An 11,803-nucleotide genomic window follows, 5' to 3' on the forward strand; every position below is an offset into this window, starting at 1 on the left:
TGTTTTAATTGAACTTTTTCTGTGGATCAGGGATGGTCCTGGACCAACTCCCTACTCCAACTTCTCTCCAGCGAACTGCTCTAAAAAGACGTTCGGTCGCAGGAAGAAGGACAGGACAAGAGCGCCATTGGGTGAATAGGCATAGTGCTGGTTGCCTTTTGGGCGCCAGACATAATTACCTTCACTGACAGTGCCTTCATCATCTTCGATGGAGCCGGATAGAACATAGGTTTGTTCCACCTCAACATGTTCATGCAGCGGCAAGCGCGTATTGGGTTCCCAACGGAACAATGCCGTCAGAAGTCCAGCTTCCTTGTCCTGCATCAGAATCTTCATATCGATCCCGGGCACCTGGGTTGGTTTCCAAGACAAATCGTCCACGGTCACATATCGGGAATCAAGCGGCGTCAGTTTTTCCTGACCAGCCAGACCGGGCGTTTCAATCGCCATAATTTCCTCCATAATCCGCGCTTAAGCGCGTTCTTACTTACTTTATAAATTAAGGTTATCTCACATTATGGGATTTGTCTATAAAATCTTATTTTGAGATATACGGCGTTCAAAGGCAATTTACCCCCACAGGGCAATCCTGTGGGGGGCACTGAAACACCCGCTATTTCAATAATTGAAAAGACCTGGTCCGCCTAGAGGGCGGCCATAACCGATTTCATGGAGACCATTCCTTTAACCGCCCCCTTTTCATCCCGGACCAGAAGCGCGCCATCCCCTTTGGCAAAGCTTGGGAAGCATTCTTCAAGGGACAATGTTTCCAACACGACCGGTGTCATTTCCTGCCTTGTGGCGCAATCGTCAATACAGCTTGGCGTCAGGGTGTTTTTCATATCCGGGCTGAAAACCTGCACCGGATCATCATCCCGACACAGGGCGACACCGGTATCACGATCCAGGATTTCCTGGCACTGGCGATAATTGGCATTATGCAGGGACATCATCTCAACCGGCTTCATCAACGCGCCAATCTTAACGACCCGGCTTCGGTTCACATCCTTCACAAAACGACGCACATAGTCATCCGCTGGATTGATCAGAATATCGGCCCCTTTGCCAACCTGCCGCAATTCTCCATCCTTCAGAATGGCAATTGTATCACCAATGCGCAGCGCTTCATCCAGATCATGGGTGATAAACAGGATCGTCTTATGCAACCGGGCCTGCAGGTCTTTCAATTGATCCTGCATTTCGTTTCGGATCAGCGGGTCCAGGGCACTGAACGCCTCGTCCATCAACAGGATATCTGCATCCGTCGCCAATGCCCGGGCCAACCCGACACGCTGTTGCATGCCACCCGACAATTGGCTGGGATATTGATTGGCAAATCCGCTCAACCCGACCAGCTCTATCTGCTCCCGTCCTTTTTCAAGGGCCGATTTCCGATCCATGCCACTGATCCGCAGACCATAAATCACATTCTCCAGGACGGTCTTGTGCGGCAATAAGGCAAACCGCTGAAACACCATGGATATCTTATGCCGCCTGAAATCCCTCAACTCCCGTGTGCTAAGGCCCAAGACATCAACACCATCAATCAGAATGCGCCCGGCTGTCGGTTCAATCAGGCGGTTGAAATGGCGGATCAATGTAGACTTCCCGGAACCGGAAAGACCCATAATGACAAAGGTTTCCCCCGCCGGTATCTGCAAACTGATGTCCCGCAGCCCGATCACATGATCGCTTTGTGCCAACAGTTCCGATTTGCTGATTGTTCCGGCCTTGACCTGTTCCAGAACACTGGCCGGGTCGGGACCGAAGATCTTATAGATATTGTCGACCTGGATTTTTATGTCTTTTGTCATGACCGTTATGATTCCAGCTTCAGATGACGTTGAACCCGACGGCCATAGGCCTGGGCAATGCGATCAAACACGATGGCCAGAAAGACAATTCCCAGACCAGACAACAGGCCACGGCTGACTTCCAGTCGCTGAATGCCCTGCAGCACCTGATATCCCAGTCCACCAGCCCCGATCATCGACGCGATCACGACCATGGACAGCGCCATCATCGTAGTCTGGTTGATGCCTGCCATGATGGTTGGCAAAGCCAGGGGAATTTGCGCCGTCAGCAATCGCTGGCCCGGTGTCGCCCCAAAGGCACTTACTGCCTCAATAATCTCGGCATCCACCTGCCGTATGCCCAGATTGGTCAATCGGATGACCGGCGGAATGGCAAAAACGATTGTTGCCAGCAGGGCCGGAATTTTACCTGGACCGAACAACATGACAAAGGGGATCAAATACACAAATATTGGCATCGTTTGCATAATGTCCAACAAAGGCAACGCGACCGATTGCATCACATTGGATCTGGACATGGCGATTCCGACAGGAATGCCGATCAGGACTGCCATCAGGGTTGCCGTCAGCATCAGCGCGATCGTTGCCATCGCCGGTTCCCAGATCCCCACCACGCCGATCAGAAACAGCATCACAGCTGTGCCCATCGTCGCGGCCCAACTGCGCGCCGCCCAATAGGTCGCCCCACATAACAAAATCAGCACGACATACCACGGCAACCACAACAGGAAGCTTTCAATACCAGACAGCATGCGCAGGACCGGCAGGAATGCTATTTCCAGCGCCTCGCCATAATTGATGACGACCTGGTTAAAAGCGTCATCGATGAAGATACGCAGCGCTCTGGTATCAATAATTTCAGGGAAATCCTGGGTCACGATCCTATTCCTCTAAAAACGTGGGGCCCGAAAGATCGAGGCGGGCTTCAGTTAAAACCCGCCTCAATACTCTACATCATTGTCCACCTGGTTCAGCGTGAAATACTCGGCGACCGTTACAGGGACGCTTTCACTTTATCCGCTACATCTGCGGGCACCCATTTGGTCCAGATCGGCTCATAATTCTTGAAGAAATATGCCGCGACTTCTTCCGGGGAGGCCTTGTTGTCATCGCCCCAGGCCAAGACCTTGCTGATATCCGCATTCGGAACCTGCAGCTTGGACAGGAATTCGGCCACATTGGGGGCCTTGTTTTTCAGTTCCGTCACGACGGCCACGGCCACTTCGCCAACAGCCCAACCCGACACCTGAGGATCCGCACAATTCATATCCGTCAGACATTTGAATTTGTCGGCGTCATAGGCAGGCATTTCCAACTTGACCAAATTGTATTTCCCAATCACGTCGGTCGGGCCCCAGTAATAGCCGACTATTGCCTTGTCACGGGTAACCTGGCGCGCAAAGGAGGCTTTCAGATTTGCTCCCGACCCCGGCGAAAACAGCTCGAAAGTCTCGCCCAGCCCCAAAGCCTTGAAAAGATTGTTGGTGATGATTTCACATCCCCAGCCTGGAGGGCAGCCATACAGCCGTCCCATATCCGGATTGGACACATCCGCGAAGACTTTCGCATTTGCTTTCAAATCCATCACCGAGCGAATTTCAGGATGTTCTTTTGCAACATAATCTGGAATCCACCAGCCCTCTTCACCGCCGCTTTCAAAAATGTCACCCGCCTTATAGACATTGCCTTTTTCCATCATCTGTTCCCAGATGGAGGCAGCGGTCGAAACCCACAGTTCCGGTGCGATATCAGGCTCACTTTTTGACAGCATCGATGTTGCGGTCGGTACGGTATCGCCCGGCACAACCTCTGTCGTGCAGCCATACCCGTCCGCCAGAATCTTATTGGTGATATGCGCCAAAGTGCTGGCGGATAGCCAGGTCATCTCTGCAATCGTAATTTTGTCCGTGGTTCCGCATTCCGTTGCAAAAGCCGGTGTCGTCGTGCCAAGGGCTGCGGCCACAAGTGCCCCAGCGAAAATCGTTTTAAAACCCTTCATCGTCTCAATCCCCTTGCAATACCTGTTCCCATGCGCCCGCCAGAACAGCAGACTTGTTTGCTTGCAATAAGGATGACCCATGAATTTATTTCAGACAAATCGAAATAATTTATTTTAATTTCAGATTTATTGAAATAATGAGAATGCCGGACAAATCACCCTGTGACACTGTCCAACCGTCGAAAACCCCAACCGTTGAAAACCACAGCGCATTCCGAGAACTCGAACTCTCGCGCTACAACAATCGGCAATACGTGCCACGCATTCATGCATGGCGATACTCTAATCATTATCGGTCAGGCCTGCCCCGGCGCCGCGCTGGCGTGATTCCGCCGTTGCAGGGACATAGGTTAAGGCCGCACGTTCAGTCAGGGACCGGATTAATGCAGGGGAGATATCCACACGCGTTGTCCGGGGGGTATGAATTCCCGGCGGCGCGCCAGAGCCCCGCACCATCGTTACAACAGCATCACCGCCACCGCTCAAAATGCCGGTAACGGTCATTCCATCAGGGTCAAGGACCGCGTGGCAGCCATTTAAGAATTCAATTCGGATCTGCGTACCGGTCTGAGCTGAAACAACACCGGCCATGCCCAGAAACAACAGGGGGGCATCCATGATCTGAACAGTCTGAGGGTTATCAATTCCGCGGGCAATGACCTGATCCAGAAGCGACGGCCCCTTCCAAATCACACCCCTGGATACCAGGCCCTCCCAGACAGCAGCGGCCCCATCCTGACCGTGGCAAATCAACCAGGTTCCTGCTGCGGCGCAGTCTTCCGCCAAGCCCATGGGCAGTCCGGATCCTCGCGCCGCTTTCAGCATCAGGCTGGAAATCTCATTCAATGAATATGTCATGGGTTCAGCGCCAGAACAGGCAGCCACCAATCATCACAAGCCGCTGCGCCTGTTTGGATATCCTCAGCCAGCGGTGCGCCTTGATACAGGGTGATACGAGTCCACCGATCCGATTTTGGATCGAATTTAGCCGCCCCGAAGAAGGCCAGCTTGCACCGCAGCATGTCGATAGGGCGACATGCCTGGCCGATCAGATTGTCCCGGATTTCAGAATATGGATAGCGCATCATCGTCTGAACCCGTCGCACACAATAGCGATGTTCCGGGTGGATTAACAGAAACTGCGCCACAGTGTGGCCCGGTATTGCCGCCTGTAAATCTCTGTATAGGGCCTGTATCTGACGGGCGATATCCAGCGGCAATTCCCTATCCGCACCGGGCTCTTCCTCCCGCAGCCCAAGGCGCGGCTCCAGCTTTTCTTCGGACACATACCAGAATTGGCTGGTAGACACCGGGGTCTGAAAATCAATCTTCAGTGCCCAAATGCATCCTGTCTGCACATACTCTTGCAGCACTTCCACCGTCATTGTGGGGTCCAGGCGAGGAGTATGGGAGCTGTCCATACACTCCGTATACCCATCAACCAGATCACCGTGGGGTTCCAGAATCAGGGCCACAACCAGTTCCTGACAATCCAGCCCCCAGTTTTCCGACAATGCCATCAATCGGTCCCAGGGATAGGCGTTTCCCAACAGCCAATCCAACGTCACGATTTGCTGTAATTCTTGCCATTCCCGACGCAGAACCGTGATCCGGTTCATATGCTGTTCATCTGGAACTACCCATTGATCCAGGTGCCGCGCAACCCGTGCAATCAATGAAACACAGTCTGCACGGGTCGCTTCTGTTGTCGATTCCAGCCCTCGAACCTCCGCCAGGGCGGTTTCCCGGGCAAGAATCCAGTTGTTCATCAGGATTGGATGGCTGACCAGAAACGGTGCCATGCCAAGACCTGTCGAATTGCCAATACCCAGGGCCCGCCTGAAGGCAGGGGATAATGACACCGCCGTATCGGGTGCCCGACAGGCGGCGATGTGACTGACCAGATCATGAGTAAATCCACGGATCAGCCAGACTGTCAGCATTTCGGCCTGGAACGGCCCGGCCAGGGCCGGTCGATCTTGAATGACCGCCCGATCCGCAATGCCGAATTTTCCATTCCCATAAACGGCCGTTGTACGCATCAGATAGCCGGTTGCCGACACCAGGTCCACCGCCGGTTGCTGTCCAGCCGCCAGACACTCCACGACATGATTAAAAAGTCGGACAGATTTATTGGCCCGGCTTAAGACCAGGTCCGTCTCCTCAAAGCGCCCGGCTTCCTGACGAGGAGCATTCTCCTGCAGTCGATCCAGGTCTGCCCGAGTCGGGGTGCCATCAAACAGAACATAAGAGCTGTCCCAGGCCTGTGCGATTACACGATCGGTTCGATCTTCATCCGCCAGTTCGGTGGAAAAGGCGACCAGACTGTATGTATGGCCCGACAGGTGAAGCGAATATACCGCGCGCCCATATCCGGCCGCATTCATCTCCCAAACCGGTCGTGTAACCGTGACCTTCTGTGCCGCCATACGCCGTATCAGGGCTCGCATAAAGCTCAACCGGGTCGGAAAGGATGCCCCCATACGCGCCAACCGCATCACAGTGTCCGGATCGCGCAAGGCCTTTGGTTGCTGGACGGGAACGTGGGCTGGCGATGGATGCATTATCCCCTCGCGACCCCAATGGGGGTATCTTCGAAGGACGCATTCCCTGAAGCGGCGCTTCCAAAAGACAGATCAAAGAATCGAAGCCAGTTTTCCCCCATCAATCCCGCCACTTCCCCATCATTAAACCCGACAGCTTTCAGTCCTTCGGCAACATTCAGAAAATCACGATTATCAGAAAACCAGCTGGGTTGATCTGGAAAGCCCGGGCTCTTGGCGCTGCCTTCCCCATAATCAGTTTGTTTGGACCATCGCCCATTGCGCATCCAGGTTACAACGGAATCCGGCTGGGACTGACACAGGTCTGATCCCAGCCCCAGACTTGCGACACCATATCGACTGGCCGCTTCTGCCGCCATGGTGCAGAAGTCATCCAGGGGGCAATCACTGCCCTGCCTGAGGTGATGGGGATATAGGGAAAAGCCCAACATGCCGCCTGATTGCGACAATGCTTTCAGAACATCATCGGTTTTATTGCGCAAAGCCCCATGCCACCAAGCAGGATTAGCATGGGTGATCGCGATGGGACGTGTTGAAATTTCGATTGCTTCCAGGGTAGAGCGTTCCGCTGAATGGCTCATATCCACCACCAGACCAACCCGGTTCATTTCGCCGATCACTTGCCTGCCAAATCGGGTGATACCGGTATCATTCACTTCATAACAGCCTGTCGCCAGCAGAGACTGATTATTATAGGTCAACTGCATGAACCGAACACCCAACTGATGGCAGATTTCCACCAGACCGATATCACTTTCAATGGGGGAGGGATTCTGGAAGCCAAAGAAAATAGCCGTGCGCCCCTCTGCCTGCGCGCGCCTTATATCGTCGCCCGTGCGGCCCAGAAAAATCAGGTCAGCGTGTTGCTCAAACAAGCGGTTCCAATGGGCAACCTTTTGGACCATTTCCTGAAACGTCTCGTGATAGGCGATCGTCACATGGACGGCACTAACACCCCCTTCCCGCATTTCACGGAAAATAGACTCCGACCAATTGGAATATTGAAGACAATCAACAATCAGCATCGACGGTTTTAAGGGCATAGACATCACTCCGGCTCGCCCGCTCGGATATAAGCGGTTTTCACTTGCGTATAGAACTCTGCCGCTGCACGCCCCTGTTCTCTGGGGCCAGAGCTGGAATTCTTTCTGCCTCCAAAGGGAACATGATAATCCGTCCCGGCGGTTGGCAGGTTCACAGTGACACACCCGGTTTGAATATGTCTCCGAAAATGGGTCGCGCGCGCCAGGGATGCGGTAAAGATACCCGCGACCAATCCATAATCAGTGTCATTTGCGACGGCGAGTCCTTCTTCATAGGACTCAATTCTCTGGACCGCTGCGATTGGCCCAAACATTTCTTCGCGATTGAACGGCATATCATTGGTCGATTCGCTGATCAGGGCTGGGGTCATATAAAAACCATCCTGTTCCAGGGTTATTCGCTCCCCACCATAAACGATCCTGGCCCCCGACTGCTTGATCTGGCCCATCCAGCGCAGATTTGCCGCCAATTGCGTATCACTGACGACAGGTCCCATCTGAGTCTGTGGTGCCAGGGCAGGCCCGACCTTCATGGATTTTAGGGCGTCCGCCAGCCGGTCGACAAAAGCGTCATGAACCGCACTGTGGACCAACAATCTGGACGATGCCGTGCATTTCTGACCGGTTCCTGAATAGCCCCCGCTAACGGCAGCGGCAACGGCAAGATCCAGATCCGCATCATCCATCACCAGCAGGGCATTCTTAGAGCCCAGTTCCAACTGGTACTTCCCAAGATTTCCCGCCACGGCAGCGGCTACCTGTCGCCCAACGGCGTAGGATCCTGTAAACGTGACGGCATCCACATCCCGATGCCCGACCAGGGCGTTCCCAATCGCAGCGCCAGGCCCCATCAGCAATTGAAACGTGCCCACAGGCAAACCAACCCGCGTCAGTATTTCCGCCAACGCCCAGGCGGAAGCCGGGGTTTGGTTTGCCGGCTTCCAGATCACGGCATTGCCATAGGCCAAGGCCGGGGCGATCTTCCAGCTTGCCGTTGCAATTGGAAAATTCCAGGGGGAAATCACCGCAACGACGCCCATAGGCTCCCGCCGGATATCAATCTCTATTCCCGGGCGCACGGAATCCGCTGTTTCCCCAATCTGTCGCAGGACTTCGGCGGCATAATAGCAGAAGAACTGTCCGGCACGAAAAACCTCGCCCTTACCTTCCGCCAGCGGCTTTCCCTCTTCCCGACTTAACAGGCGACCTAATTCTTCCGACCGATCCATTAATTCCCGACCGACTGCATCCAGCACCTGTTGCCGCTGTTCCAGACCAGTCTTTTGCCATTCGCGCTGGGCATTCTTGGCAACCGCAACCGCATGATCAAGTTGCGCGGCAGTCGCCTGAGCATAAAGGCCGATTGTATCCGTCACATCAGATGGATTGATGTTGGCGATAGGGTCCGCACCTGGCACCCATTCGCCCCCGATCAGATTGTTGTATGTCTCTGCCATGACCTTCCTTTCAAAATACGAAAATCAAAATCGGACAAGAAACAACTTCAATCAAACCGAAATTTCTGTTACTTATTTCAAAATAACTGAAGTTCGACATCATGATCAAATTAGAAGCTTTGCGTGTTTTTGTTACTGTCGCGGAATTGGGGAACATTCGGGACGCCTCTGACCGATTGGGCCGCACGGCGTCAGCCATCTCCATGACCTTGAAGCAATTGGAGGAAGAACTTGGCAATCCGCTATTTGAAAGTGACCGCAAGAACAGCCTGACCGCACTGGGTCAATTCACATTGGAAACCGGGCGCGAACAGATCCAGAGTTATGACAAGTCCATTCGAATGATACAGGACTATGCCCACGACAAGATCGGCCATCTGGCGCTTGCTTCTGTGCCGTCTGTTGCGGCTAATCTGATCCCGCTTTTGCTACCACGCTTTATCAATGAACGACCCGGCATCACCGTCGAACTGTTCGACCTGGACAGCCGTAATGTCTGTGCCATGGTAGAATCCGGACAGGCGGATCTGGGTATTGCCAGCACACCAAAGGCATCCGCGCCTGTTGCCTTCACGCCCCTGTTCCGGGATCGGTTCAAAGTGATCTGCAACGCTGAGTCTGACCTGACGGCGATCACGGGGCCTTTGCAATGGCGTAATCTTCAGGAACAGGCCCTGATAAAAAACGGATCATCCGACGCCATCATGGCCCCGCAGTTCCTGCAGTTGACGGAAAAATCGACGATGGTGGTCCGGAATGTCACGTCCCTTTTCGCCCTGGCGAAGGCCGGTGTCGGGATCACCCTTTTGCCAGCGCTGACCACCCTGAACCTGCCAGAGGGTATCTGCGCCTTGGATCTTGCCGACACATCGGCAGAGCGCGTTGTCGGCCTGTTGGAGCGAAAATCCGGCTTTCTAAGTCCTGTTTCCAGCTCTTTTAAGGCCTTCCTGCGCATGAACCTGAAGACACTGGCCAGCGCGCTTTCCCCCCACCAGCAGGAAAGCTTCGTGATTGTCTGAACCGGAGAATTAACCGATAGCGGCAGATTAGCTTTGGCGTTCGAATGACACACATGTGCACGGCAAAGCCGCAAACGCGACAGCCGGATTCCGGGTCTTAACGCAAAAAGCGAAACGCAATCGCCGAACCTTAAACAAGGTCCTCGATATCGACATCGGGGCCGACCGGCACGCCATATTCCCGCTTAGACGTGCGAATCCCGATGGCAGAGCGCACATTGGCAACATTCGGGGCGGCGGTCAGTTGGCTTGTCAGAAAGCGATTATAGCTGTCCAGGTCCCGGGCAACGACCTTCAATAAGAAGTCCGTATCACCCTGTAACATGTGACATTCCCGAACCAGGGGCCAATCCGCCGCCATTTCTTCAAATTTGCGCAGGTCGCTTTCAGCCTGGCTGACCAGTCCAACAAAGGCGAAAACTGTAACGTCAAAGCCCAGCATTTCCCCATCAAGATCTGCATGATAGCCCCGGATAAACCCGGCTTCTTCCAACGCCCGCACGCGACGCAGGCAGGGCGGTGCAGAGATTCCAGCATTATGGGCCAATTCAACATTCGTGATCCGACCATCCGCCTGAAGATCACGCAGGATTTTCTTATCAATTTTATCCAGTTTTGCCCGTCGCATTCATGCACCGTCCTATTGGAATTTTACCGCTTACCAAGATAACAAGAATTACCCTTTTTGCCCCGTTCGCGCAATATTATTATCTATCTTATTCATAACAGATATCCAGCCAGAGATACTTGCCCTGCCATGGCAGGCGGGGCATAACCGCTGATATGATAACAGATAACGCCCCTTTTGGCCCGCAAGCGCCGACCTGTTGTTGGGTTCTGACCGATGGTCGGGCCGGCAACCGATCCCCTGCGCGCGGCCTGGCGGAAGCCGTGGGCCTGCCGATTGTGGAAAAGGTCATTACACTGGCCAAGCCATGGCAATGGCTGCCCGCCAACTATTGGCCAAAATGTCTGATTGGGAAATACATGGGGACCCGCCCTGCAGCTTCCGACCCGCTGATGCCCCCCTGGCCTGCGCTTATTATTTCCTGTGGACGCCGCAGCATCGGTCCATCCCTTGCGATAAAGCGCCGCAGCAAGGGCCGCACCAGCATTGTTCATATCCAAAATCCGCGCATGAATACCGATGCCTTCGATTTGATCGCTGCGCCAGCCCATGATGGGATCACAGGGGAAAATATCGCCGTGACGATGGGATCGCTGCATGGCGTGACCCGCGCGAAACTGGATGAAGCCGCCACCCACTGGCAATCCAGACTGTCGCATCTGCCGCAGCCCAGAATTGCTGTCCTTATTGGCGGCAGCAACAGCGCCTATCGACTGGATGCAGAAACCGGCACGCAAATCGCCCAGGATCTGGCCAGTTTGGCCCAAACTTCCGGCGCAGGTCTGATGGTCACGACATCGCGCCGCACTGATCCCACCGCAATTGCTGCCATTCGCACGGCCCTGGCGGGCGCCCCTGCGGTGGTCTGGTCCGGTGATGGAGAAAACCCCTATTTTGGGTATCTGGGATTGGCGGAACGGATCATTGTCACCGGGGATTCCGTAAATATGGTATCAGAGGCCGCAGCCACAGGTCGTCCGGTTCAGGTCATTCATCTGCCCATTACCGGCCGCGCCACGAAATTTGAACGCTTTCATCGCGCCATGGAAGACGCCGGGGCCACGCGCAAATTTGAAGGCGCATTGGTTGACTGGGAATTTAACGCCCTAAATGATACCCTGTCCGTGGCGCAACGGGTCAGAGAAATCCTGCGGCGCAAAGGGATTGATACGCCAGAAGCATCCTGAGTGCTGAATGCGACACGGTGTCAAGTGGACATCTCTGCACGATGCATTGATAAGAGGAATGGCTTTAAACCCGTGAAATATTAGGGGTATTT

The 11,803-nt window shown here is 54.1% G+C and carries 11 protein-coding genes; 2 read left to right on the forward strand and 9 right to left on the reverse strand.

All coding sequences use genetic code 11. The features are described from left to right. Positions 1-51 precede the first annotated feature (51 nt). From ACOSDM_RS13195 to ACOSDM_RS13230, 8 genes are all read right to left on the reverse strand, one after another. Complete coding sequence (locus ACOSDM_RS13195) at positions 52-450, reverse strand: cupin domain-containing protein (RefSeq protein ID WP_420725008.1); 399 nt, start codon at positions 448-450, stop codon at positions 52-54. Positions 451-644: 194 nt separating this feature from the next. After that, the gene (locus tag ACOSDM_RS13200) at positions 645-1,814 is read right to left on the reverse strand and encodes a quaternary amine ABC transporter ATP-binding protein (protein WP_420725009.1); all 1,170 of its coding nucleotides are present in this window, start codon (positions 1,812-1,814) and stop codon (positions 645-647) included. A 5-nt stretch (positions 1,815-1,819) separates the two neighbouring features. Next, entirely contained in the window at positions 1,820-2,692 is an 873-nt protein-coding gene (locus ACOSDM_RS13205) for an ABC transporter permease (RefSeq protein ID WP_420725010.1), read from the reverse strand. A 116-nt stretch (positions 2,693-2,808) separates the two neighbouring features. After that, positions 2,809-3,813, reverse strand: coding sequence for an ABC transporter substrate-binding protein (locus ACOSDM_RS13210; RefSeq protein WP_420725011.1), 1,005 nt, complete (start codon positions 3,811-3,813; stop codon positions 2,809-2,811). 282 nt (positions 3,814-4,095) lie between these two features. Next, complete coding sequence (locus ACOSDM_RS13215) at positions 4,096-4,671, reverse strand: DUF3726 domain-containing protein (RefSeq protein ID WP_420725012.1); 576 nt, start codon at positions 4,669-4,671, stop codon at positions 4,096-4,098. Continuing rightward, on the reverse strand, positions 4,668-6,377 hold the full coding sequence (locus ACOSDM_RS13220; RefSeq protein ID WP_420725013.1) for a hypothetical protein: 1,710 nt from the start codon (positions 6,375-6,377) through the stop codon (positions 4,668-4,670). The genes ACOSDM_RS13215 and ACOSDM_RS13220 overlap by 4 nt, the downstream gene beginning before the upstream one ends. Beyond that, entirely contained in the window at positions 6,377-7,420 is a 1,044-nt protein-coding gene (locus tag ACOSDM_RS13225; protein ID WP_420725014.1) for a membrane dipeptidase, read from the reverse strand. The genes ACOSDM_RS13220 and ACOSDM_RS13225 overlap by 1 nt, the downstream gene beginning before the upstream one ends. 5 nt (positions 7,421-7,425) lie before the next feature. Then, positions 7,426-8,877, reverse strand: coding sequence for an aldehyde dehydrogenase family protein (locus ACOSDM_RS13230; protein ID WP_420725015.1), 1,452 nt, complete (start codon positions 8,875-8,877; stop codon positions 7,426-7,428). A 101-nt stretch (positions 8,878-8,978) separates the two neighbouring features. Between ACOSDM_RS13230 and ACOSDM_RS13235 the strand changes: the two genes are divergently transcribed. Continuing rightward, positions 8,979-9,896 carry a LysR family transcriptional regulator gene (locus ACOSDM_RS13235; RefSeq protein WP_420725016.1) on the forward strand — a complete coding sequence of 306 codons (918 nt, stop codon included), beginning with the start codon at positions 8,979-8,981 and terminating at the stop codon, positions 9,894-9,896. A gap of 130 nt (positions 9,897-10,026) precedes the next feature. Here the strand turns inward: ACOSDM_RS13235 and ACOSDM_RS13240 are convergent, their stop codons facing one another. Further along, positions 10,027-10,524: an Lrp/AsnC family transcriptional regulator gene (locus ACOSDM_RS13240; protein WP_420725017.1), complete on the reverse strand. Its 498-nt coding sequence runs from the start codon at positions 10,522-10,524 to the stop codon at positions 10,027-10,029. Between the two features lie 155 nt (positions 10,525-10,679). On the opposite strand from ACOSDM_RS13240, the gene ACOSDM_RS13245 reads away from it, so the two are divergent. Continuing rightward, positions 10,680-11,711, forward strand: coding sequence for a mitochondrial fission ELM1 family protein (locus ACOSDM_RS13245; protein ID WP_420725018.1), 1,032 nt, complete (start codon positions 10,680-10,682; stop codon positions 11,709-11,711). Positions 11,712-11,803: the final 92 nt, after the last annotated feature.

This window comes from Hwanghaeella sp. LZ110 (genome assembly GCF_048892525.1).
GTDB lineage: Bacteria > Pseudomonadota > Alphaproteobacteria > UBA8366 > Aestuariispiraceae > Pacificispira.

What these genes read in the sequence shown, in the direction of transcription:
- ACOSDM_RS13195 (WP_420725008.1), bottom strand. Translation starts at nt 450, where the DNA reads ATGGCGATTGAAACGCCCGGTCTGGCTGGTCAGGAAAAACTGACGCCG.
- ACOSDM_RS13200 (WP_420725009.1), bottom strand. Translation starts at nt 1,814, where the DNA reads ATGACAAAAGACATAAAAATCCAGGTCGACAATATCTATAAGATCTTC.
- ACOSDM_RS13210 (WP_420725011.1), bottom strand. Translation starts at nt 3,813, where the DNA reads ATGAAGGGTTTTAAAACGATTTTCGCTGGGGCACTTGTGGCCGCAGCC.
- ACOSDM_RS13215 (WP_420725012.1), bottom strand. Translation starts at nt 4,671, where the DNA reads ATGACATATTCATTGAATGAGATTTCCAGCCTGATGCTGAAAGCGGCG.
- ACOSDM_RS13220 (WP_420725013.1), bottom strand. Translation starts at nt 6,377, where the DNA reads ATGCATCCATCGCCAGCCCACGTTCCCGTCCAGCAACCAAAGGCCTTG.
- ACOSDM_RS13225 (WP_420725014.1), bottom strand. Translation starts at nt 7,420, where the DNA reads ATGCCCTTAAAACCGTCGATGCTGATTGTTGATTGTCTTCAATATTCC.
- ACOSDM_RS13230 (WP_420725015.1), bottom strand. Translation starts at nt 8,877, where the DNA reads ATGGCAGAGACATACAACAATCTGATCGGGGGCGAATGGGTGCCAGGT.
- ACOSDM_RS13235 (WP_420725016.1), top strand. Translation starts at nt 8,979, where the DNA reads ATGATCAAATTAGAAGCTTTGCGTGTTTTTGTTACTGTCGCGGAATTG.
- ACOSDM_RS13240 (WP_420725017.1), bottom strand. Translation starts at nt 10,524, where the DNA reads ATGCGACGGGCAAAACTGGATAAAATTGATAAGAAAATCCTGCGTGAT.
- ACOSDM_RS13245 (WP_420725018.1), top strand. Translation starts at nt 10,680, where the DNA reads ATGATAACAGATAACGCCCCTTTTGGCCCGCAAGCGCCGACCTGTTGT.